This window comes from Sphingomonas changbaiensis NBRC 104936 (assembly GCF_000974765.1).
Taxonomy (GTDB): Bacteria; Pseudomonadota; Alphaproteobacteria; order Sphingomonadales; family Sphingomonadaceae; genus Sphingomonas_B; species Sphingomonas_B changbaiensis.
The window spans coordinates 32,514-54,085 of record NZ_BBWU01000048.1 but is presented as its reverse complement, the minus strand read 5'-3'; the positions used below and the strand labels follow the sequence as shown (position 1 = coordinate 54,085).

Annotated in this window: 21 protein-coding genes; 11 read left to right on the top strand and 10 right to left on the bottom strand. The window is 67.3% G+C overall.

The features are described from left to right. Positions 1-20: 20 nt before the first annotated feature. The gene (locus SCH01S_RS12700; RefSeq protein ID WP_046349188.1) at positions 21-989 is read right to left on the bottom strand and encodes an Mrp/NBP35 family ATP-binding protein; all 969 of its coding nucleotides are present in this window, start codon (positions 987-989) and stop codon (positions 21-23) included. A 73-nt stretch (positions 990-1,062) separates the two neighbouring features. On the opposite strand from SCH01S_RS12700, the gene hflK reads away from it, so the two are divergent. The 6 genes from hflK (at position 1,063) to SCH01S_RS12670 (ending at position 9,067) form a co-directional block, all read left to right on the top strand. Next, on the top strand, positions 1,063-2,163 hold the full coding sequence (gene hflK / locus SCH01S_RS12695) for an FtsH protease activity modulator HflK (protein ID WP_046349187.1): 1,101 nt from the start codon (positions 1,063-1,065) through the stop codon (positions 2,161-2,163). Continuing rightward, positions 2,160-3,014 carry a protease modulator HflC gene (gene hflC, locus SCH01S_RS12690; protein WP_046349186.1) on the top strand — a complete coding sequence of 285 codons (855 nt, stop codon included), beginning with the start codon at positions 2,160-2,162 and terminating at the stop codon, positions 3,012-3,014. The genes hflK and hflC overlap by 4 nt, the downstream gene beginning before the upstream one ends. A 101-nt stretch (positions 3,015-3,115) precedes the next feature. Further along, positions 3,116-4,657 (top strand): DegQ family serine endoprotease, encoded by a 1,542-nt coding sequence (locus SCH01S_RS12685; RefSeq protein WP_046349185.1) that lies wholly within the window; start codon positions 3,116-3,118, stop codon positions 4,655-4,657. A gap of 161 nt (positions 4,658-4,818) precedes the next feature. Then, complete coding sequence (locus tag SCH01S_RS12680) at positions 4,819-6,429, top strand: helicase HerA-like domain-containing protein (protein ID WP_046349184.1); 1,611 nt, start codon at positions 4,819-4,821, stop codon at positions 6,427-6,429. 125 nt (positions 6,430-6,554) lie between these two features. Then, positions 6,555-7,172, top strand: coding sequence for a hypothetical protein (locus SCH01S_RS12675; protein ID WP_046349183.1), 618 nt, complete (start codon positions 6,555-6,557; stop codon positions 7,170-7,172). After that, complete coding sequence (locus SCH01S_RS12670; protein ID WP_046349182.1) at positions 7,169-9,067, top strand: OPT family oligopeptide transporter; 1,899 nt, start codon at positions 7,169-7,171, stop codon at positions 9,065-9,067. Before SCH01S_RS12675 ends, SCH01S_RS12670 begins: the two co-directional genes overlap by 4 nt. Here the strand turns inward: SCH01S_RS12670 and SCH01S_RS12665 are convergent. Together SCH01S_RS12665 and queF are read right to left on the bottom strand one after the other, a co-directional pair. Continuing rightward, a complete protein-coding gene (locus SCH01S_RS12665) occupies positions 9,059-9,451 on the bottom strand; it encodes an acyl-CoA thioesterase (protein ID WP_046349181.1) in 393 nt (130 codons plus the stop codon). The genes SCH01S_RS12670 and SCH01S_RS12665 overlap by 9 nt on opposite strands. A 31-nt stretch (positions 9,452-9,482) precedes the next feature. Beyond that, positions 9,483-9,929 carry a preQ(1) synthase gene (queF, locus tag SCH01S_RS12660; protein ID WP_046349180.1) on the bottom strand — a complete coding sequence of 149 codons (447 nt, stop codon included), beginning with the start codon at positions 9,927-9,929 and terminating at the stop codon, positions 9,483-9,485. 135 nt (positions 9,930-10,064) lie between these two features. Between queF and SCH01S_RS12655 the strand changes: the two genes are divergently transcribed. After that, positions 10,065-11,564, top strand: coding sequence for a S10 family peptidase (locus tag SCH01S_RS12655; protein ID WP_046349179.1), 1,500 nt, complete (start codon positions 10,065-10,067; stop codon positions 11,562-11,564). A 56-nt stretch (positions 11,565-11,620) separates the two neighbouring features. Here the strand turns inward: SCH01S_RS12655 and SCH01S_RS17245 are convergent, their stop codons facing one another. From SCH01S_RS17245 to SCH01S_RS12630, 5 genes are all read right to left on the bottom strand, one after another. Next, positions 11,621-12,217, bottom strand: a complete 597-nt coding sequence (locus SCH01S_RS17245) for a PEPxxWA-CTERM sorting domain-containing protein (protein ID WP_052733931.1) — start codon at positions 12,215-12,217, stop codon at positions 11,621-11,623. 114 nt (positions 12,218-12,331) lie between these two features. Next, entirely contained in the window at positions 12,332-13,804 is a 1,473-nt protein-coding gene (locus tag SCH01S_RS12645) for a winged helix-turn-helix domain-containing protein (protein ID WP_169746394.1), read from the bottom strand. Between the two features lie 74 nt (positions 13,805-13,878). Beyond that, positions 13,879-14,823, bottom strand: a complete 945-nt coding sequence (locus tag SCH01S_RS12640; RefSeq protein WP_046349177.1) for a cation diffusion facilitator family transporter — start codon at positions 14,821-14,823, stop codon at positions 13,879-13,881. Positions 14,824-14,831: 8 nt separating this feature from the next. Next, positions 14,832-16,154 (bottom strand): PQQ-dependent sugar dehydrogenase, encoded by a 1,323-nt coding sequence (locus SCH01S_RS12635; protein WP_046349176.1) that lies wholly within the window; start codon positions 16,152-16,154, stop codon positions 14,832-14,834. Then, complete coding sequence (locus tag SCH01S_RS12630; protein ID WP_046349175.1) at positions 16,151-16,612, bottom strand: DUF2231 domain-containing protein; 462 nt, start codon at positions 16,610-16,612, stop codon at positions 16,151-16,153. The genes SCH01S_RS12635 and SCH01S_RS12630 overlap by 4 nt, the downstream gene beginning before the upstream one ends. Before the next feature lie 128 nt (positions 16,613-16,740). Between SCH01S_RS12630 and sseA the strand changes: the two genes are divergently transcribed. The 3 genes from sseA (at position 16,741) to SCH01S_RS12615 (ending at position 19,274) form a co-directional block, all read left to right on the top strand. Beyond that, positions 16,741-17,577 (top strand): 3-mercaptopyruvate sulfurtransferase, encoded by an 837-nt coding sequence (gene sseA / locus SCH01S_RS12625; RefSeq protein ID WP_046349174.1) that lies wholly within the window; start codon positions 16,741-16,743, stop codon positions 17,575-17,577. Beyond that, entirely contained in the window at positions 17,529-18,773 is a 1,245-nt protein-coding gene (metC, locus tag SCH01S_RS12620; protein ID WP_084689564.1) for a cystathionine beta-lyase, read from the top strand. Before sseA ends, metC begins: the two co-directional genes overlap by 49 nt. 105 nt (positions 18,774-18,878) lie before the next feature. Further along, positions 18,879-19,274 carry a hypothetical protein gene (locus tag SCH01S_RS12615; RefSeq protein WP_052733930.1) on the top strand — a complete coding sequence of 132 codons (396 nt, stop codon included), beginning with the start codon at positions 18,879-18,881 and terminating at the stop codon, positions 19,272-19,274. Between the two features lie 3 nt (positions 19,275-19,277). Here SCH01S_RS12615 and SCH01S_RS12610 read toward each other — a convergent pair whose 3' ends face one another. Next, complete coding sequence (locus SCH01S_RS12610; RefSeq protein ID WP_046349354.1) at positions 19,278-19,742, bottom strand: CHAP domain-containing protein; 465 nt, start codon at positions 19,740-19,742, stop codon at positions 19,278-19,280. Positions 19,743-19,979: 237 nt separating this feature from the next. On the opposite strand from SCH01S_RS12610, the gene SCH01S_RS12605 reads away from it, so the two are divergent. Continuing rightward, the gene (locus tag SCH01S_RS12605; protein ID WP_046349171.1) at positions 19,980-20,903 is read left to right on the top strand and encodes a bifunctional riboflavin kinase/FAD synthetase; all 924 of its coding nucleotides are present in this window, start codon (positions 19,980-19,982) and stop codon (positions 20,901-20,903) included. Here SCH01S_RS12605 and SCH01S_RS12600 read toward each other — a convergent pair. Further along, complete coding sequence (locus tag SCH01S_RS12600) at positions 20,900-21,538, bottom strand: glutathione S-transferase family protein (protein ID WP_046349170.1); 639 nt, start codon at positions 21,536-21,538, stop codon at positions 20,900-20,902. The genes SCH01S_RS12605 and SCH01S_RS12600 overlap by 4 nt on opposite strands. Positions 21,539-21,572 lie beyond the last annotated feature (34 nt).

Here is a 21,572-nt window from a genome sequence, read left to right as displayed (position 1 = left end):
AGTGTAAGGCGTGTAACCCTCTAAGCCGCTCCGCGATCCAGCCAGGCCGCGACCTTGGCCGCGATCGCGCGGAACGGGTCGCCGGCGAAGCCGTCGGTGGCGGCGGGAGGCTCGCCGGCGTCGCTCGCCTGGCGGATCGCGATTTCGAGCGGGACGCGGCCGAGGAATGGCAGGTCCATCGCCGCGGCGGCTGCCTGCGCACCGCCGGCGCCGAACGGATCGCTGATCTGGCCGCAATGGGGGCAGGCATAGCCGGCCATGTTCTCGACCAGGCCGACGATCGGGATGTTCGCCTGGGAGAAGAGATCCACCGCGCGCGCGGCGTCGATCAGCGCCAGATCCTGCGGGGTGGAGACGATCACCGCGCCCGCGGGCTTGTGCTTCTGCATCATCGACAGCTGCACGTCGCCGGTGCCGGGCGGCAGGTCGACGATCAGCGTGTCGGTGTCGCCCCAGGCGGCGTCGATCAGCTGGCCGAGCGCGTTGCCCGCCATCGGGCCGCGCCATGCGATCGCCTGGCCCGGCTTCACCAGCTGGCCCATCGACAGGATCGGCACGCCGAAGCGGGTTTCGACCGGCAGCAGCTTCTGGTCCTCCGCCATCGGCCGCGTGCCTTCCGCATCCATCAGCCGCGGCACCGAGGGGCCGTAGATGTCGGCATCGACCAGCCCGACCTTGCGGCCCAACCCGTGCAGCGCGACCGCGAGGTTGGCGGCGAGCGTCGACTTGCCGACCCCGCCCTTGCCCGAGCCGACCGCGATGATCCGCCGCTCGCGCTTTTCGCTGGTCATCGCGATACGCACGTCGGTGACGTCGGGGAGCGCGAGCAGCGCCTGCTTCGCCGCCTCTGCCATCGCGTCGCGCGTCTTGGCGTCGAGGCCGGTCACGTCGAGAATCAGCGAGGCGCGGCCATCGGTGAGGCGCGGCGCCGCGGCGCGGCTGCCGACGATTTTGGAGATCGCGGCGTACAGGCGGTCGGGTTCGGGCATGGGCGCTCCGATAGGCGCTTGGTTCCGCACACGGAACACTGTTTTTCTGAACGGCCCTCCCTATAAAGGCCGGATGAACAAGCTGACGGCGTGGCTGAGGCCCCAAGGCGCGATGTTGAACGAAGGCGGCGGCGGGCCCTGGGGCGGCCGCGGCAGTGGTGGAAGCGGCGGCGGGGACGGCGACGGCGGCGGGCCGCGCAATCCCTGGAGCCCGCCGCCCGGCGGCGGACGGCCGCGCGGCAACCGGCCGGGACCGGCGGCGCTCGACGAGCTGCTGCGCCGCAGCCGCGAGCGCTTCGGGGGTGGCGGCGGCCTTCCCGATCTGGGCGGCAAGCCGATCTGGCTTTACGCGATCCTGCTGTTCCTCGGCCTCTGGATCCTGCTGACCAGCGTCCATTCGATCGACCCGCGCGAGCGCGGCGTGATCCTGCGCCTCGGCCGCTATGCGGGGACGATGACGCCGGGCGTCAACTTCAGCTTCCCCGCGCCGATCGACCGGGTCGTGAAGCAGAATATCGAGGAAATCCGCACCATCGACATCGGCTCGACCGCGGGCGACAACCAGAATCTGGTGCTGACCAGCGACCAGAACATCGTCGACCTGGCCTATTCGGTGCGCTGGAACATCAGCGACCCCGCGCTTTTCCTGTTCCAGCTGAAGGAGCCGGAGGACACGATCCGCGAAGTCGCCGAATCGGCGATGCGCGCGGTGATGGCCAATGTGAGCCTGAACGACGCGATCGGCGCCGGCCGGACCGATATCGAGGCGCGCGTCGCCCAGCGCATGCAGGAGCTGCTGAACGCCTATCGCTCGGGCGTGCGCATCCAGGGCGTCGCGATCAAGCAGGCCGATCCGCCGAACGAAGTGACCGAAAGCTTCAAGAAGGTGTCGGCCGCGCAGCAGAACGCGATCGCCTATGTGAACGGCGCGCGCGCCTATGCCCAGCAGATCACCGCCAAGGCGCAGGGCGAGGCGGCGGCCTTCGACAAGGTCTATGAACAATACAAGCTTGCCCCCGAAGTGACCCGGCGGCGCATGTATTACGAAGCGATGGAGGACGTGCTGTCGAAGGTCGACAAGACGATCATCGAGGCGCCGGGCGTGAATTCCTACCTGCCGCTGGACCGGCTGCCGCGCGCACGAGCGACCCCCAGCGAGGAGGCGCAGCAGTGAGCCCGGTGTTCAGCTGGAAGAACCCGATCGTGCTGCTGGTCGCGGCGATCGCGATCCTGGTGGTGCTTGCCAGCACCATCGCGGTGGTGCCCGAGACGCGCCAGGCCGTGATCGTCCGGTTCGGCGAGCCGATCAGCATCGTCAACCGCTACCGCCCGGGCGAGCAATTCGGCCGCACCGGCGCCGGACTGATCCTGCGGGTGCCGTTCGTCGACCAGCTCGTCTGGCTCGACAAGCGGGTGCAGGACGTGTCGATGGAGCGCCAGCAGGTGCTGTCGACCGACCAGCGGCGGCTGAATGTGGACGCCTATGCGCGTTTCCGTATCGTCGATCCGCTGCGCACCTACGTGACCGCCGGGAACGAGCAACAGGTCGCCGACCAGCTGCGCCCGATTCTGGGCTCGGCGCTGCGCAACGAGCTGGGCAAGGTGCCGGCCGCGGCGCTGCTGAGCCCCGAACGGACGCGGGTGATGCACGAGATCGTGCAGGGACTCGACCGGGTCGCACGGCAATATGGCGCCGAGATCATCGACGTGCGCATCAAGCGCACCGACCTGCCGGAGGGATCGCCGCTGCAATCGGCCTATGAGCGGATGCGTTCGGCGCGCGAGCAGGAAGCGCTGACCATCGACGCGCAGGGCCGCAAGCAGGCGCAGATCATCCGCGCCGAAGCCGATGCCGACGCCGCGCGCACTTATGCCGCGAGCTTTGGGAAAGACCCGGACTTTTATGAGTTCTATAGAGCGATGCAGTCGTACCGGCTGACGTTCAATTCGCAGAACGCCGACACGAATGTCATCCTGTCGCCGGACAATGCTTATCTGAAGGAGTTCACCGGGCGCGGTCGATGACAGATGTCATTCAAACGACGTTCAGCAAGCATTCCGCACCCGTAGGGCCGCGCGCCGCGCGCGACCGTGCCGGTGCCCAGACTTGAGAGGATAATCGACACGTGCGTTACGCCTATGCCTTGACCTCTGCCCTTCTGCTGGGTGGCGTCGCCAGTTCCGTCGTCATGCAGCAGCCGGTGGGCGCCCAGACCCCCCAGAACGCGCCGCAGGCGATGGCCGCCGCCGCGCCCCGCGGCGCGCCGATGAGCTTCGCCGACCTCGCGGCGAGGCTGCAGCCGGCGGTCGTCAACATCTCGACGACCCAGCGCGTCCAGGTCAGCCAGGGCGGCACCAACCCGTTCGCAGGCACGCCCTTCGCCGACCTGTTCGGCGGGCAGGACAGCAATGGCCGGCCCGTCACCCGGCAGGCGCAGTCGCTCGGCTCCGGCTTCATCATCTCGCCGGACGGCTATATCGTCACCAACAATCACGTGGTCGCGCCGGGCCGTCAGGGCGCGGTGGTCGAGTCGATCACCGTCACGCTGCCCGACAAGCGCGAGTTCAAGGCGCGCCTCGTCGGCCGCGACCTCGCCTCCGACCTTGCGGTGCTGAAGATCGACGCGGGCCAGAACCTGCCGTTCGTGCGCTTCGGCAATTCGGCGGACGCGCGCGTCGGCGACTGGGTGCTGGCGATCGGCAATCCGTTCGGCCTGGGCGGCACGGTCACGTCGGGCATCGTCTCGGCGATCCACCGCAATACCGGCCAGGGCGGCGCCTATGACCGCTACATCCAGACCGACGCGTCGATCAACATGGGCAATTCGGGCGGCCCGATGTTCGACCTGCAGGGCAATGTGATCGGCATCAACACCGCGATCCTGTCGCCTTCGGGCGGCAATGTCGGCATCGGCTTCGCGATCCCGGCCGAGCAGGCCAAGCCGGTCGTCGACGCGCTGATGCACGGCGGCCGGGTCAAGCGCGGCTATCTGGGCGTGCAGATCCAGCAGATTTCCGACGACATCGCCGAGTCGCTGGGCCTGCCGAAGAACCGGGGCGAGCTGATCGCCAGCGTCGAACCCGGCCAGGCGGCCGAGCGCGCCGGCATCCGCCAGGGCGACGTAATCGTCGCGGTCAACGGCCAGGAAGTCACGCCGGACACGACCTTGTCCTATCTCGTCTCGAACGCCGAAATCGGGTCCCGCGTGCCGATCGAGCTGATCCGGGGCGGCAAGCGGATGACGGTGACGGCAACCTTGGGCGAACGTCCGCCCGAAGAGCAGCTTGCGGCCCGGCTGGGCGGCGGCGACGACGACAGCTTCAGCAAGGACGACGACGATAACGGATCGCAGCAGGAAGCGGCCAAGGCCTCGCTCGGCCTGGCCGTGCAGCCGCTGACGCCGGGGATCGCCCGCTCGGTGGGCGTGCCGGCGACGACCAAGGGACTGGTGATCGGCGGCGTCGATCCGTCGAGCGACGCGGCCGCCAAGGGTCTGCAGCGCGGCGACGTGATCATCTCTGTGAACGGCCGCCCGGCCGCCACCGCAGAGGACGTTCGCGCCGCCGTCGCCGACGCGACCCGCGCCAATCGGCCGAGCGTGCTGCTGCTCGTCCAGCGCGGCAATTCGCCGGCGCGCTATATCGGCCTGAAGATCAAGAACGGCTAACCCTCTCCCATCGGGAGAGGGTCGACTCAAGCGAAGCTTGAGCGGGGTGAGGGTGACACGCATTGGTCGCCCTCACCCTCCCACCGCTTCGCGGCGGGCCCCTCCCTCTCCCGCTGGGAGAGGGGCTTTTCCGGCCTGCTTCCCCGCTCTACACCCGCGCCATGAGCGATGACGGCATCTTCATCGGACAGGGCGGGGGCCAGCCCCAAATCCTGAACTTCAAGCGCGCCAACCGGCACGGCCTGATCGCGGGCGCGACCGGCACCGGCAAAACGGTGACGCTGCAGGGAATCGTCGAAGGCTTTTCGAAAGCGGGCGTGCCGACCTTCGTCGCCGACGTGAAGGGCGATCTTGCCGGACTCGGCATGGCCGGATCGCCGACCGCGAAGACGCACGATGCGTTCGCCGCGCGCGCGGCGGAGATCGGCATGACCGACTGGGCCTATGCCGACAATCCGGTCCAGCTCTGGGATTTGTTCGGCGAACAGGGCCACCCGGTCCGCACGACCATCTCCGAAATGGGGCCGCTGCTGCTCGCCCGGCTGATGGGCCTCAACGAAGTGCAGGAAGGCGTGCTGACGATCGCCTTCACGGTCGCGGACAAGGACGGACTGCTGCTGCTCGACCTCGACGATTTGCAGGCCATGCTCAGCCATTGCGCCGAGCGCGCGGACGAGCTGACCACCACCTACGGCAATGTATCCAAGCAGAGCATCGGCGCGATTCAGCGCTCGCTGCTCCAGCTCCGGTCCCAAGGCGGCGAGCATTTCTTCGGGGAGCCGGCGCTGGAGATCGCCGACCTGATCGCCACCGACGATCAGGGCCGCGGCGTGGTCAACATCCTTGCCGCCGACAAATTGATGGCGAGCCCGAAGCTTTACGCGACGTTCCTGCTGTGGCTGTTGTCGGAGCTGTTCGAGCAGCTTCCGGAGATCGGCGATCCGGACAAGCCCAAGCTCTGCTTCTTCTTCGACGAGGCGCACCTGCTGTTCGATCAGGCGCCGCCGGCGCTGCTCGAGAAAGTCGAGCAGGTGGTGCGGCTGATCCGGTCGAAGGGCGTCGGCGTCTATTTCATAACGCAGAACCCGGTCGACGTGCCGGATACGGTCGCGGCGCAGTTGGGCAACCGCGTGCAACACGCGTTGCGGGCGTTCACGCCGAAGGACGAAAAGGCGATTCGCGCCGCGGCCGAGACGTTTCGCGCCAATCCCGGCGTCGATGTCGCCAAGGCGATCACGGAACTGAAGGTCGGCGAGGCTCTCGTCTCACTGCTGCAGGCGGACGGCAGCCCGAGCCTGGTCGAGCGCACCCTGATCAAGCCGCCCTCCTCGCGCGTCGGCCCGCTGACGCCGGTCGAGCGCGGCGTGCTGCGCGAGACCGACGCGATCGGCAAGAAATACGACACGGTCGTCGATCGCGAATCGGCCGAGGAATTGCTCGCGGCGAAGGCACAGGAAGCCGCCGCTGCCGCCGCCGCGGCAAAGGCGCAGACCGAGGCGGAGAAGTCCGCGGCGCTGCAGGCCAAGGAGGATGCACGCCAGGCAAAGGAAGCGGAACGCGCGCGGATCGCCGCCGAGCGCGAGGCGGCCAAGCCCGGCATGATGGACAAGATCATCGTCTCCGCCACGCGCTCCGCTTCGTCGTCGATCGGACGGCAGGTCGCGAACGAGCTGGGCCGCGCCGTGTTCGGCGGCGCGAGCCGGCGGAGCTCGTCGAGCGGCGGGCTGGTCGGAAGCCTGATGCGCGGCGTGCTGGGGAATCTGCTGCGGTGAAATCCAGCATCTGCGCCGACTCCCACGCTCGGTTTGGCCTGAGCTTGTCGAAGGCCTCCCTTCTTCTATTTCGATTTCAGAAGGAAAAGGGAGGGCTTCGACAAGCTCAGCCCAAACCGGCTTGGATGATCGCGTTAGGCTGTCTGGTCTGGGCCGCTCCCGCCCCCGCCGCCGTCCTGCCCGGCACCTATGACGGGTCGCAGACAGAGATGGCGGCGCGGCTCGTGCTCCGTCCGGACGGGAAGTTCGGCTATGCGCTGAGCTATGGCGCGCTCGACGAGCAGGCGCAGGGGCGGTGGGTCGAGGCGGGCGGGAAAGTGCTGCTGACCACCGAGCCGAAGCCGAAGCCGCCCCGTTTCGCGGTGGTCAGCGATAAGCCGGCCGCCGACGGCAGCATCCATGTCGCGCTGTCCGATCCGGACCTGCTGCAGGGATCGTCGCTGACGATGGTCGTCACCTATGCGGGTGCCAGCCAGCCGGCGTTCGTCGAGGTGGACGAGGACGGGCGCCTGCCTGTGCCGCCCGGAAAGACAGTCGCGGCGCTGGTGCCCGATCTGCCGATCTTCGACCTGAGCCTGCCCGCCTATCCCCTCACACCCGGTGGGCACACGATCGTGTTCCGGTTCGAGCCCAACGACCTCGGCATCGCCGCGTTCGACAAGGAACCGCTCGGCATCGAAGGCGATACGCTGGTGCTGCAGCGTTACGGCCGCACGATCCGTTTTGAAAAGGATGCCAATTGACTCGTGAACTGACGGTCCGCGCGGTGCTGCTGGGCGGGGTGATCACTCTGCTGTTCACCGCCGCCAACGTGTATCTGGGGCTGCGCGTCGGCCTGACCTTTGCGACCTCCATTCCGGCCGCCGTCATCTCGATGGCGCTGCTGCGCGCGTTCGCGAACGGTACGATCCTCGAGAACAACATCGTCCAGACGGTCGCTTCGGCAGCCGGCACGCTGGCCGCGATCTGCTTCGTGCTGCCGGGGCTGGTGATGATCGGCGCGTGGCACGACTTCCCGTTCTGGACGACCGCCTTGATCACGTTCCTGGGCGGGTTCCTGGGCGTGATGTTCTCGATCCCCCTGCGCCGCGCGCTGGTGGTGGACACGTCCCTTCCCTACCCCGAAGGCGTGGCCGCCGCCGAAGTGCTGAAGGTCGGCGAGAGCGGCAATCGCGCAGGCCTGAAGATCATCACCACCGGCGCATTGGCGTCGGCGGGCTATGCGCTGCTCGCCGCGATGAAGGTCGCGCTGGCCGAAGCATCGACCTTCTTTCGGGTCGGCAGCGGCGCCACCGGCATTTCCGCGGGGCTGTCGTTCGCGCTGCTGGGCGCCGGGCATCTGGTCGGCCTGTCGGTCGGCATCGCGATCGGGCTTGGCATCCTGATCGGCTGGGCGGTCGCGGTGCCGTTGCTGACGGCCGGCATCCCCGGCCCGGCGGAGACCGTCGCGTTGCAGGTCTGGGGCGACCAGGTGCGCTTCTTCGGCGCGGGCGTGATAGGCGTCGCCGCGATCTGGACGCTGCTCAGCATCCTGGGCCCGATCATCGGCGGCATCCGATCGGCAGTCGCCGCGTCGGCGCATCGCAAGGGCAGCGGCGGCGAACTGCCGCTGCACGAGCGCGACATCCCGATCGGCATCGTCGCGGTCTGCACACTCGCGGCGCTGGTGCTGATCGGCGTGCTGCTGGCGACGCAGGTCGGCGCGATCGGCAACGTGGTCGTACTGATCGGCGGCAGCCTGGTGTTCGTGGTGCTGGCGGGCGCGTTCATCGCTGCGGTGTGCGGCTATATGGCCGGGCTGATCGGCGCGTCGAACAGCCCGATCTCGGGCGTCGGCATCCTGTCGATCATTGCTGCCGCGCTGCTGATCGGCGCAGTCGCGGGCGGCAACGGCGAAAGCGGGCCGCTGGTCGTCTATGCGCTGATCGTCACCGCGGTGGTGTTCGGCGTCGCGACCATTTCCAACGACAATCTCCAGGACCTGAAGACCGGCCAGCTGGTCGGGGCGACGCCGTGGCGGCAGCAGGTGGCGTTGATCTTCGGCGTGTTCTTCGGGTCGCTGGTGATCCCGCCGGTGCTATCGCTGCTAAACCAGGCCTATGGCTTTGCCGGCGCGCCGGGCGCGAGCGCGAACGCCCTCCCCGCCCCGCAAGCGGCGTTGATCTCCGCCCTGGCCAAGGGCGTGCTGGGCGGCACGCTCGACTGGAAGATGATCGGCTATGGCGCGATCGCGGGCGCGATCATCGTCGCGATCGACTTCGTGCTGGCGGGGCGGCCTCGCCTCGGCTGGCGCCTGCCGCCGCTTGCCGTCGGCCTGGGCATCTACCTGCCGATGCAGACCAGCCTGCTGGTGGTGGTCGGCGCGGTCGCAGGCTGGTTCTACGACCGCTGGGCGCACCGGCAGCGCGATCCCGAAGGCGCCGAGCGCATGGGCGTGCTGCTCGCGACCGGGCTGATCGTCGGCGAGAGCTTGTTCGGCGTGGCGCTGGCCGGGCTGGTGGTCGCCACCGGTAGCGGTGCGCCGCTGCGCATCACGCCCGAAAGCTTCGAGCCGACGGCGCTGATTCTTGCGCCGGTCCTGTTCGCGCTGCTGGCGGTGTGGCTCTACCGGCGAACCGCGCAGGCCGCTTCAGCCTAGGAAGCGGGCGATCACGTCCTTGGCGAGCCGCGCTGGACGGCGCGTGCTCGCATCCAGGCAGCACCAGCTCGATTTGACCTCGGCCAGCACGTCTTCGCCGCGCTTGATCAGCGTCGCGTAGAAAGCGCGCGCGCCCTCCACCTTCTCCAGCACGACGCTGGCGATCACCTGGTCGTCGAGGAAGGCCGGCTTGCGGTAGGTGATCTCATGCTTCAGCGCGACCCAGAGCTTGGCCGCGACTTCCTCGGCCGGCGCGAACCGGCGCCAGTGATCGATCACCGCTTCCTGCACCCAGTTCAGGTAGCGCGCATTGTTCACGTGCCCCATGAAATCGATGTCGTCGGGCAGGATGCGAATCCGGTGATCGTGAACAGCGCTACTCATCGCGCAAGCTTACACCCTTGTCAGCGAAGAGTCAGCCGCGTCCGCGATAGCCGGGCACATCCTGCGACGGGAGCCACAGGCCGGCGGGCGGATGGCCCGATTGCCAGAACACGTCGATCGGAATGCCGCCGCGCGGATACCAATAGCCGCCGATGCGCAGCCAGTGCGGCTGCATCTCGGCGAATAGCCGCTCGCCGATGCCGACCGTGCAATCCTCGTGGAAGGCGGCGTGGTTGCGGAAGCTGCTGAGGAACAGCTTCAGCGACTTGGATTCGACGATCGTCGCCTGCGGGGCATAGTCGATCACCAGATGCGCGAAATCGGGCTGGCCGGTGACCGGGCACAATGACGTGAACTCGGGCGCGGTGAACCGAACGAGATAGGGGCGGCCGGGCCGCGGATTGGGCACGTAATCGAGCACCGCGTCCTCGGGACGCGCGGGAAGGCTCGACTGCTGGCCAAGATGCGTGATGTTCATGCGGCCTTACCTAATGCGGAGCGCGGGAATACCAAACACCGGTTTGGCCTGAGCTTGTCGAAGGCCTCCCTTCTTTCTAGGGCGGGTAAAGAAAGGGAGGGCTTCGACAGGCTCAGCCCGAACCGGGAGGAAAGATTGCGCCCTTATCTGCTCGCAGCCGTCGCGCTGCTCGCCGCGCCTGCGTTCGCGCAGGACAAGAAGGCGGACACCAGGACCGAAGCGCCGGCCGACATTCCGCCGCCGCAGGTGGTGGTGACGCACCACAGCGGCGTGTTCGGCGGGCAGAAGATCAACTACACCGCGACTGCGGGCGAGATTTACCTGAAGGCCGAGGACGGCACCCCGCGCGCCGCGATCAATTATTATAGCTACGTCAAGGAACCGCGCGATCCGTCGCGGCCGGTGACGTTCCTGTTCAACGGCGGCCCCGGCTCCGGCTCGGTGTGGCTGCACATGGGCGCGTTCGGACCGAAGCGGGTCGCGATTCCGTCGGACGCGCGCGACGACGGCGCCCCGCCCTATCCGTTGGTCGATAATCCCGACTGTCTGCTGGACGTGACGGACATCGTCTTCATCGATCCGGTCGGCACCGGCTTCAGCCATGCGCTGGGCAAGACCGACCCGAAGGAATTCTGGGGCGTCACCAAGGACGCGAAGTCGATCAACCAGGTGATCCGGCTGTGGCTGAACGACAATGGCCGCTGGAACAGCCCCAAATTCTTAGGCGGCGAAAGCTATGGCACGACGCGATCCGCCGCCGTCGCGCACGAGCTGGAGGGCAGCTACAACGACGTCGCGCTGAACGGCATCATCCTGATGTCGACGATCCTCGATTTCGGCGCGCAGGCGGAGGTCGAGGGCAACGACATGCCGTACATCATCGCCCTGCCGTCGATGGCGGCGGTCGCCTGGTATCATGACAAGGTGCCGAACAAGCCGGCGACGGTCGCGGCGTTCGTGGCGGAAGCGAAGGCGTTCGCAAGCGGCGAATATGCGACCGCGCTGATGAAGGGCCAGGCGCTGACCGGGCCCGAGCGCGACGCGATCCGCGCCAAGCTTGCCCGCTACACGGGCCTTTCGGAGCAATATGTCGAGCGCACCGACCTGCGCGTCTCGCCCGGCCGGTTCTGGAAGGAGCTGTTGCGCGACCGCGGACTGGTCGTCGGCCGGCTCGACAGCCGCTACACCGGCAAGGACCGCGACAATGCCGGCGAAGGCTTCGACAACGATCCGAGCTTCTACGGCATCGACGGCGGCTATACGGCGGCGATCAACACCTATGTGCGGGGCGACCTCGGCTTCAAATCGGATCGCTCCTATGTGACGATCGGGTCGGTCCAGCCCTGGGACTGGGACCTGGGCGACCGGGGCGGCGACGGCACCTATTATAAGTCGGTCGCGCCCTATCTCGGCCAGGCGCTGCGCGAGAATAGCGGGCTGCGCATCTTCGTGGGCCAAGGCTACTATGACTTCGCGACGCCCTTCTTCGGCGCCGAATATGCGCTATCCCGCACCGGCTTCCCGCAAGATCGCATCCAGTTTCATTACTATGATGCCGGCCACATGATGTACGTCCGCGACGAGGATCGCCACAAATTGGCGAGCGATATCAAGGCGTTCATCCGCTCGCGCTGACACGCTGCTCGACTCTGCTCGAAGGACAACCGCCTTCGAGCAGAGCCGAGTCGCGATCAGGCGAACGCGAGCTTGCGACGCCGCGCCGCTGCTCCCGCTAGGCCAAAGCCGGCGATCATCATGGCCCATGCGGCAGGCTCTGGCACGCTGGGGATCTCAAGCCGCCCGGCTATGGTGCCGCTATAGACGCCGTTCCCGTTCAGGAACTGCAGCGTCCCGCTCGTGTCGATCAGGCCGGTTGCGTTGAGGAAACGGCCTGTGCCCCCGCTCACAACGAGGTTTTCCGTCGCATGAAACACCCCCGGGGTCATGCCAAGCGCGACGGCGCCTGAGTAGGTTCCGACGAGAGTGTCACCCGAACCGAAGTCGTAGGTGAAGATGCCGGAATCGTACGAGGCCGGAAGCGGCGGCGTGATGCAATGGCTTTGGATCGACGTGAAGGCCCCCAGGTTCGAGGTGCCGGTCGATGAACCATTGCCCGGCCCGATGGTGACGGTCGAACGGCCCGGCCCGCAGCGCCCCACTCCCAAGGGTGCAAGCGGGTTCACATTCTGCCGTGCGCCGGAAATCGAGACGACATAGGCGCTCGCCGGCTGAGCCGAAGCCAACGCCCCCAGGGACGCGAGGGCGGCGGTCAGGATTGTTCCTTTCATCCATTTTCTCCCTGACGCTTGCAAACGCGCAAGCGGGATCAGGTTCGGCGGAAGGATGCGCGCGCGCTACTCTCCGGTCATTATCGATTGCTTATGAAATCGTGATGATGGCGGCTAAACCGATGGGCGCCGGTAATCCGGCAGCGTGCCGCTCTCCCGCCAATAAGCGTCCAGCCCGATCGCCTGCGTCAGCAGCGGGAAGCGCGGGTCTGCGCGCAGCGGCGCGCTCGGGCTGGCAAACAGGAAGTCGGTGAGCCGTTCCGCATAGGGCGGCAGCGGTGGCCGCTCTTTGGTCAGTGGATTTCGCCGGCCGAGATAATAGTCGTAACTTTGCCGGAACGCGGATTCGAGATCGCCAAGCGCCGCGAGGTACGGGATCGCGACGAACGAGGCGACGTTTCCGCCCTTTCTGGATGCGACAATGGCGTCTGCCGCCCGTCGGCGGTCGCGCTCGCCGGCTCCATCCGCCAGCCCTTGAGCACAGGCAATCGCGACCTCGCCCGGCAGCGGACCGATTGCTGCCGCCCGGCGTCCCTCTCCGACAGTCATTGCCAGGGCCTGCTTCGTTGAGCCCGTGAAGCTGAGGAACATGAACCTGAACGGCCAGACCAGTTCGTCATCCGGCCAGCGTCGATACGCACCATCGAAGGTGACGCGCGCAGCGTCGGTCTGCCCCGTCTGCCACAGTAGCCAGGCGTACCGTGCCTGGTAGCCGGGCAAGAGCGGCTCGCTTGCGATCGCGCGCCTCATGACGTTCAGTGCATCCCGATAGCGACCAACGTTGGCGAGCGAGAAGGAAAGCTTCAGCCGGGCAAGGTTGAGATCGGGCCGCCGGGCGAGCACCTTTGCGATCGTGCGCTCAAGATTTCTCCAATTTCGGAAAACGGGTGTGACCGCGACATGGGCCAGGAGCGCGTCGCCGTTTTCGGGGTCGAGTTGCAAAGCGCGCGCGGCGGCCTGATCGATGCGCTGGGCGACTAGCTCTATTTTTTGCTCGTCGAGCGAATCGGTGCTTGAGGCCAAAGCGCGCGCAAGCGCCCCCCACGCCGGACCATAGTCCGGATCGGCGCGCACGGCTTGTTCATAGCGGGCAATCGCCTGCGTCAGGCCGATTTCGCCTAGCCTCTCGCTATCGATCCCGGCTTGATAGAACTGCTCCGCCTGGTGACGGCGCGGGGAGAGGCCGGTGCGCCACATCCAAAGACCGGTCGCTCCGACGGCCGCCGCACCGAGCGTGGTCATGGCTCGGCGTCGTGAAACGGCGCGTGGCGGAGGCTGCGACACTGCCGGCGCAGACGCGTCTGCGGCAGCTACGCGCAGGCGGTACCCCACCTTCGTGACGGTGTCGATTTCGAAGGCGCGCGTCTCCTGCGCGAGCGAACGCAGGATCGAGATAACCCGGTTGATCGCATTCTCGCCGACAATGCGGCCGTTCCAGCAACGCGCGATCAGGTCGTCCCGGCCCACAATGCTTTCCTTTGCGTCGGCAAGCGCGACCAGCACCTGCATCACGCGCGGTTCCAGCGTGCGGCTTTCGCCCTCGATTCGGACCTGACGCCACGCCGGCACGACGTCGAGCGCGCCCAAGCGGAACGGCGGCTCGCTTGCGAGCACGATCCGATCGGCCCCGCCCCCTGCCAACGTCGCCATCCGACAGGAGACTAGCGCGTCGGCGTGCCCGAATCGAGAGAGAGCTCCGGTTCCCGCGGCTGCGGACGGACGAAGATGCGGAACAGTTCGGGATGTTCGGCGCGGATGCGGTCCTCGAGCCGCGCGATCAGGTGCTCGATGTCGCTGACGCTCAGCGAATCGTCGAACTGCAGGCCCAGGGCGGCGAACACCTTGTCGGGGGCGAGTTGCGAGGTGGTGATGCTCTCCACCGATTCGACGCACGGATCGGCCGCGACCATCTTCTCGATCGATTCAGTCAGCACCGGCGACGCGCGCTCACCGATCAGCAGCGCCTTGCTTTCGCGCGCGAGGACGACGGACACGGCCGCCAGTACGCCGCCGATCAGGATAGAGGCAACGCCGTCGATCCAAGGCTTTTGCAGCTCGACCGAGACGAAGGTGCCGACCGCGGCGATGACGATGCCGATCAGTGCGGCGGAGTCTTCGAAGAAGACCATGAAGCTGGTCGGGTCCTTGCTGACCCGGACCGCGGTCCACCATGCGAGCTTGCCCTTGGCTTGCCGGAAAGCACGCCAGCCGAACCACCAGGACGCGCCTTCGAACAGGAAGGCCAGACCGAACACGATATAGCTGAGCGTCGGCCGGGTGTTCGGCTCGGGATGGCGAATATGCAGAATGCCTTCATAGATCGATACGCCCGCGCCCACCGCGAAGATCAGCAGCGCCACCACGAAGCACCAGAAATAAAGCTCGCGGCCATAGCCGAACGGGTGCTGCTCGTCGGGCGGCTTGGCGGCACGATGCTGGCCGTAGAGCAGCAGGATTTCGTTGCCCGAATCGACCAGCGAGTGGACCGACTCGCTGAGCATCGCGGAGCTGCCGGACAGCGCCGCCGCCACGCCCTTGGTCGCCGCGATCAGCAGGTTGCCGACCAGCGCCGCGATGATCGACGTGCGGGATTCGGGCGCGGGCATGTCGTGGATCAGGTGGCCGGAGCGGCCGCCGTCACCCGCCAGATGGTATTGCCGACATCGTCCGCGATCAGCAGCGCGCCGGTCTTGTCGATCGCGACCCCGACGGGACGGCCCAGGCTCTTGCCGTTGTCCATGTCCAGGAAGCCGCCGACCACTTCCTCGGCCTTGCCGGACGGGCGGCCGTTCGCGAACGGCACGAACACGACCTTGTAGCCCGACGGCGTGTAGCGATCCCAGCTGCCATGTTCGCCGATGAACGCGCCGCCGCGATAATGCGCGGGCAGCGACGTCCCGGTATAGAAGGTCAGGCCAAGGGCTGCGACATGGCTGCCGAGCGCATAATCCGGCTTGATTGCGCGGGCGACGAGATCGGGCCGTTGCGGCTTCACCCGCGGATCGAGATGCTGGCCGTAATAGCTATAGGGCCAGCCATAGAAGCCGCCCTCCTTCACCGACGTCAGATAATCCGGCACCAGGTGCGGACCGAGCTCATCGCGCTCGTTCACGACCACCCAGAGCGTGTTGGTGCCGGGATAGAAATTCGGGCTGTTCGGGTTACGCAGGCCGCCCGCGAACACGCGCGAGCGCCCGGTCGCGCGGTCGATCTCCCACACCGCGGCTCGGTTCTTTTCGGCTTCGAACCCGTTTTCGACGATGTTGCTGTTGGAACCCACGGTCGCATACAGCCGCTGGCCGTCCGGACTGACGGTCAGGCTCTTTGTCCAGTGATGGTCGATCGGGCCGCCGGGCAGCTCCGTCAGCACCTGGCCGGGCGCGGTGATGCTGGTCTGGCCCGGCGTGAACGGATAGCGCACGATCGCGTCGGTGTTGGCGACGTAGAGAAAACCGTCGATCCAGACGACGCCGAAGGGCGAGTTCAGGTGATCGAGCAACGTCACCTGCAGCTCCGGCTTGCCGTCGCCGTTCGCGTCGCGGATCAGGGTGATCCGGCTCTCGGCATCCGGGCTGCCGGGGAATTTCGTCGCCTTCGACTTCACGATGCCGAAGATCAGGTCCTTGGGTCGCTTGACCGGCTCCGACGGCGGCGACTTGGCCTGGACCGCGAGGATGTCGCCGTTCGGCAGGACATAGACGTTGCGGGGATGATGCAGGCCGGTCGCGAGCGCCTGGATCCTGAGGCCGGGGGCGACCTTCGGCGTGGCGCCGTTCTTCCAGCCCTCGCCCGGCGCGACGTTGATCGGCGGCAGCAGATAGGCCTTGGGATCGGGGAGCTTCGGGTCGGGGCCGAGCTGGCTCGATTCGTCGAACTTGGGGTCGCTGCAGGCGGCGAGCGCCAGCACCAGGGCGAGCAGGGAGAGAGCGCGGGTCATTCGACGACCGCCGCACCGTGCCGGTAGACCATCGATCCACCGAGCCAGGCGCTGACCAGCAGGATCAGCACGACGATCCCGGAGAGGATGATCCCGGTCGGGACCACCGCCTGCCAGCCGTCGCGGCTGTGCACGAAGGCGTTCACCAGCGACAGGATCATCGCCAGCAGGTTCAGCAGCATGTGCGGCGTCGCCGGGCGGAGCGCGCGGATGCGGCGGTTGCCGAAATAATCGATGAAGCCGAAGACGGCAGCCAAGCCGCCCATGATCAGGCCAGCGGTGATCAGCCAGATCGAGAAATACTGCCACATCAAATAGGCCGTCTGGGCGTAGATGATGTCCGTCACGAACGCGCCGATGAAGAAGGCGACCGGGAACGGGATCAGCATCGGGTGGATCGGATGGCCGAAAATCCGGGCCGTTGAGCGGGGATTCCCGTTGTCCGTCTCGTCGCGCATCGGTGCCTCGCTGCTGGATCTGCAGGCATTACGATGGGGCACGCCCAGAGTTCCGCGCGCTGCGGCGGAATCGGTTCCCAAGCGTTACGGCTTTGACTAAGCAAAACGCGAGACACGGAGGAACGCGCATGGACGCCCTGGTTTCGACCGACTGGCTGGAAAAGGAACTGAACGCCTTCGATCTGCGCGTCGTCGATGCCACCTGGCTGATGCCGGGCGAAGGCGACGCCGCCGCCGCTTACGAGCAAGCGCACATTCCGGGCGCGGTCTTTATGGACCTGGCGGAGCTGGCCGACAGCCACAGCTCGCTTCCCAACATGCTGCCCTCCGCCGAAAAGTTCGCGAGCCGGATGCAATCGCTGGGCCTGGGCGACGGCAGCCGCATCGTGATCTACGACCAGTCGCCCTACAAGACGGCGGCGCGGGCGTGGTGGATGCTCCGCACGTTCGGCGCGCATGACGTGGCAATCCTCGACGGCGGGCTCGCCAAGTGGCGCGCGGAATCGCGGCCGGTCGAAAGCGGCAAGCCCAACGTCCGCCACCGCCACTTCACCGCCTGGGCGGATTCCAAGGGCGTGCGCTCGCTCGACCAGATGAAGGCAAATGTGGGCAGCAAGGCCGAGCAAGTGCTCGATGCGCGCGGCGCCGATCGCTTCGCTGGCCAGGTCGCCGAACGCGCGGGCGTGCAGCCGGGCCATATCCCGGGATCGAAAAACCTGCCCTACACGCAGCTGTTCAACGCCGACGGCACCTACAAGCGCGGCGACGACCTGCGCCGCGCCTTCGAACAGGCCGGCATCGATCTCGACAAGCCGGTCGTGACCACGTGCGGCTCCGGCATCACCGCATCCGTGCTGCTGTTCGGGCTGCACCTGCTGGGCAAGGACGCGGCGCTGTACGACGGATCATGGAGCGAATGGGGCGCGGACGCCTCCACGCCCAAGGAACTCGGCGCCGCGGCGTGAGCGAAGGCGAACGCGACGCGGAACAGCAGCCGGCCACCACGCTCGTCACCGCCGGGCGACGGGCGGAGTGGACGCAAGGGATCGTCAATCCGCCGGTGTGGCGGGCATCGACGATCCTGTACGACAATGTCGCCGACCTGAAGGAACGGCAGAAGGACACGCACCACCGGCTCTATTACGGCCGCCGCGGCACGCCGACGCAGTGGTCGCTGGCGGACGCGCTGACCGAGCTCGAGCCCGGCGCGGAGGCGACGCTGCTTTACCCGTCGGGCGTGGCCGCGGTCGCGACGGCGTTGCTGGCGGTGCTGAAGCCCGGCGACGAGCTGCTGATGGTCGACAGCGCCTATGAGCCGACGCGCGCGCTGTGCGGCGGCCTGCTCAAGCGCCTCGGCGTCACCACGCGCTTCTATGACCCGCTGGTGGGCGCCGGCATCGCCGGCATGATCGGCGAGAACACCCGCGCGGTGTTCATGGAAAGCCCCGGCAGTCTGACCTTCGAAGTGCAGGACGTGCCGGCGATCTGCGCGGCGGCCAGGGCCCGCGGCGTAACGACCTTGCTCGACAACACATGGGCGACGCCGCTCTATTTCCGCGCGATCGAAAAGGGCGTCGACCTGTCGATCCTCGCCTGCACCAAATATGTCGTCGGCCATTCGGACGCGATGCTGGGATCGGTGACGGCGGCACCGTCAGCCTGGAGCAAGCTGCGGCAGACCACCTACCAGCTCGGCCAGCACGCCGCGCCGGACGATGCCTGGCTCGGGAGCCGCGGCCTGCGCACGATGGGCGTACGGCTGGCGCAGCATCAGGCGAGTGCGCTGAAGGTCGCCCGCTGGCTTGGCGAGCAGCCGGAGATTGCGCGCGTGCTTCATCCGGCGCTGCCCGACTGTCCGGGGCACGAGACCTGGGCGCGCGACTTTACCGGCGCTTCGGGCCTGTTCGGGGTCGTGCTGAACGGCGGCGACGATGCTGCCCGCGCGGCACTGATCGACGGGCTTCGGCTGTTCGGCATCGGCTTCAGCTGGGGCGGCTTCGAAAGCCTCGTCGTCCCGGCCGATCCGGCCCCGCTTCGCAGCGCCGTGCCCTGGTCCGCCGAGGGCCTGCTGGTGCGGCTGCACATCGGCCTGGAAGATCCCGACGATCTGATCGCCGATCTTGCCGCCGGCCTCGCCCGATTCCGGGCTGCTGCTTCCTGAACGCACTGTTCCGCCAAGGTTAAGATGCACTTAGCTATTTGGGGCACGTTGGAACCGTAGGGCTTGCCCCGCGTCGATTCCATGTGTTGTCGAAGGAGACAGAGGGTGAAACTTTCCACCAAACTCACCGCCGGTCTGCTCGCCGGCGCGACCTTGCTGGCCGCGTCGACGCCGGCCGATGCGCAATGGCATCATCGTTATTATGGTCATCGTGGGGACCGGGCCGGCCTGGCGCTCGGCGCCGGCGCGCTGGGCCTCGCGCTGGGTGCGGCGATCGGATCGAGTTCGCACCGTGGCTATTATGGTGATGGCTATTATGGCGGTGGCTATTACGGCCGGCCCTATGCCTATGGCTATGGCGGCTATGGCGACGGCTATTATGCCCAGCCCTATGGCTATGGCTACGGTTCGTACTACGCGCCGCGGCGTTGCTGGACCGACCGGCAGTGGGACGATTGGCGCGGCCGCTGGCGCCGGGTCCGCGTCTGCGATCGCTATTAAAGCTTAGTTGAGGGCGGCGCCGCGCGAACCGGCGCCGCCTGATGCGTCGGCATACTGCACCGGCGCGCTCTTCGGATAGATAAAGCCGAACGTGGGGTAGGTCGTGCCGCCCAGATCGTCGACCCCGGCGTACCAGACCTTCACTTCGCTCCAGTCGCCCTCGGGCGAGACGTCGACGACGCGGACGTCCTTTTCGATGCCGCCCGGCCGCGACCAATTGGCGTGGGTGACCGTGATCTCGCGATCGGACACGATACCGCTCACCATCGCGACATGGCCGATGGTCATTTTGCCGTGCGGCTTCAGCACCATCACGCTGCCGACTTCCGGCGCATGACCGCGATCATAGCGGCCCGCCGCCTGGTCCCACCAGGTGCCGGCGTTGCCGTGGATATCGATGCCGGAAATCATCCGCGCATAGGGCACGCACTGCCAGAACTGAGCGCTGGCCGGCGTGATCCCAAACATCGAAGCAAACAACAAAGTGGCGCCAAACACGGCGCTGCGACCGAATTTCATTGTAAAGAGTGTCCCCGCTCTCGCTGACAGCGCTGTAGGGAAGGGCCGCTTCCCGAGTCATCCGTCGTGCGGCGACTCGAACCCAAGTTCCGATGAATGGCGGGAACTTTTCAGCTCATCGTCAGTGCGCTTCGACTCGTCGGCGCTGCTTCCAAGCGGGCGGGCGAATCACTATAGCCCGCGGCCATGGAGCGGCTGGACGGCGGCTCGGCGGTTCCGGCGAGCTTGCGCGGCGGAGTCGTCGCGCTTGGCAATTTCGACGGATTTCACCTTGGCCATCAAGCTGTTGCGGGCCGCGCGATCGCACGCGCGCGAGCCGAGGGCCGGCCTGCCCTGGTGGCGACGTTCGACCCGCACCCGGTGCGCTTCTTCCAGCCCGACGCGCCGCCGTTCCGCCTGACCACGCTCGACCAGCGCCAGCGACTGTTCGCCGCAGCGGGCGCCGATGCGATGGTCGTCTTCCACTTCGATGCCGCGCTGGCCGGGCTTTCGGCCGAGGCATTCGTAGCGGAGCGGCTGGTCGGGCTGATCGGCGCCGCGGGCGTGGTGACCGGCGAGGACTTCACATTCGGCAAGGGCCGTTCCGGCGATGCCGCCGTCCTGGCCGAGCTTGCCGCCAGGGACGGCCTGTTCGCCGAAGCGGTGGCGCCGGTCGCCCTCGACGGCGAACCGGTCTCTTCCAGTCGCATCCGCGAGGCGCTGCAGGCCGGCGATTGCGCCACGGCCGAGCGCCTGCTGACGCGGCCGTTCGCGATCGAGGGCGTGGTGCAGCACGGCGCCAAGCTTGGCCGCACGATCGGCTATCCGACCGCGAACATCGATCTCGATCGCTATCTGCGCCCCCGCTACGGCGTTTATGCCGTGCGCGGGCGGCTGCCGGACGGGCGCGTGATGGATGGAGCGGCCAATCTGGGGATTCGGCCAAGCTTCGATCCACCGAAGGAACTGCTCGAGCCGTATTTCTTCGGCGACCCGGGCGATCTCTACGGACAAACGATCGAGGTCGAGCTGCACCGCTGGCTGCGGCCGGAAGAGAAATTCGACAGCCTCGACGCACTGAAGGCGCAGATCGAACGCGACTGCGCCGAGGCGCAGCGCCTGCTCGGCTAGGCAGCCAGCGCCGCTTCGGGCTCCATTGCGATATGCCCCGGCAAGGCCGCCACTGCGGCGAGCCAGCGGCCGACATGCGGGTAGGCGCCAAGGTCGAACCCGCCGTCTTCAGCAACGTGCGTATAGGCATAGAGGCAGATGTCGGCGAGGCTGAAGGCGCCGCCGGCGAACCAGTCGCGACCGGCCAGATGCTCGTCCATCAGACGAAGCGCCGCCTCGCCCGCGGTCCGCTTGGCAGGCAATTGCACCTGCTGCGCCTCCGTCAGCCGGTCCTCACCGACGAACACGCGCCAGAAGCGCAACGTCGCGACGTTGGGCTCGTGATTATATTGTTCCCAGAACATCCAGTGCAGCATGTCGGCGCGGGCGAAGCGGTCATGCGGGATCAGGTGCGATCCGTCGGCGAGCCAGAAGCAGGCGGCATTGCTTTCCGGAAGGAAGCGGTCGCCGACCTGAAGGACGGGGATGCGGCCATTGGCGTTCACGGTGCCGAGGAACGCGGGCGTACGGGTTTCGCCGCGCATGATATCGTAATTGTGCCGGGTCAGCGGCACGTCGAGATGCGCGGCCGTCAGCCGGATCTTGTAGCAATTGCCCGACCGCGCGTCTTCGTGAAGGATCAGCTGCCCGTCCATATCGCCCTCCTGTGCGGGCCGGCGCTGTCATGGG

Excerpts from the sequence above, each read along its gene's own strand:
- hflK (WP_046349187.1), top strand. The coding sequence starts at position 1,063 with ATGAACAAGCTGACGGCGTGGCTGAGGCCCCAAGGCGCGATGTTGAAC.
- sseA (WP_046349174.1), top strand. The coding sequence starts at position 16,741 with ATGGACGCCCTGGTTTCGACCGACTGGCTGGAAAAGGAACTGAACGCC.
- SCH01S_RS12610 (WP_046349354.1), bottom strand. The coding sequence starts at position 19,742 with ATGTTTGGGATCACGCCGGCCAGCGCTCAGTTCTGGCAGTGCGTGCCC.
- SCH01S_RS12605 (WP_046349171.1), top strand. The coding sequence starts at position 19,980 with ATGGAGCGGCTGGACGGCGGCTCGGCGGTTCCGGCGAGCTTGCGCGGC.
- SCH01S_RS12700 (WP_046349188.1), bottom strand. The coding sequence starts at position 989 with ATGCCCGAACCCGACCGCCTGTACGCCGCGATCTCCAAAATCGTCGGC.
- SCH01S_RS12635 (WP_046349176.1), bottom strand. The coding sequence starts at position 16,154 with ATGACCCGCGCTCTCTCCCTGCTCGCCCTGGTGCTGGCGCTCGCCGCC.
- SCH01S_RS17245 (WP_052733931.1), bottom strand. The coding sequence starts at position 12,217 with ATGAAAGGAACAATCCTGACCGCCGCCCTCGCGTCCCTGGGGGCGTTG.
- SCH01S_RS12630 (WP_046349175.1), bottom strand. The coding sequence starts at position 16,612 with ATGCGCGACGAGACGGACAACGGGAATCCCCGCTCAACGGCCCGGATT.
- SCH01S_RS12675 (WP_046349183.1), top strand. The coding sequence starts at position 6,555 with ATGATCGCGTTAGGCTGTCTGGTCTGGGCCGCTCCCGCCCCCGCCGCC.
- SCH01S_RS12640 (WP_046349177.1), bottom strand. The coding sequence starts at position 14,823 with ATGCCCGCGCCCGAATCCCGCACGTCGATCATCGCGGCGCTGGTCGGC.
- SCH01S_RS12665 (WP_046349181.1), bottom strand. The coding sequence starts at position 9,451 with ATGAGTAGCGCTGTTCACGATCACCGGATTCGCATCCTGCCCGACGAC.
- SCH01S_RS12680 (WP_046349184.1), top strand. The coding sequence starts at position 4,819 with ATGAGCGATGACGGCATCTTCATCGGACAGGGCGGGGGCCAGCCCCAA.
- queF (WP_046349180.1), bottom strand. The coding sequence starts at position 9,929 with ATGAACATCACGCATCTTGGCCAGCAGTCGAGCCTTCCCGCGCGTCCC.
- SCH01S_RS12600 (WP_046349170.1), bottom strand. The coding sequence starts at position 21,538 with ATGGACGGGCAGCTGATCCTTCACGAAGACGCGCGGTCGGGCAATTGC.
- metC (WP_084689564.1), top strand. The coding sequence starts at position 17,529 with ATGGGGCGCGGACGCCTCCACGCCCAAGGAACTCGGCGCCGCGGCGTG.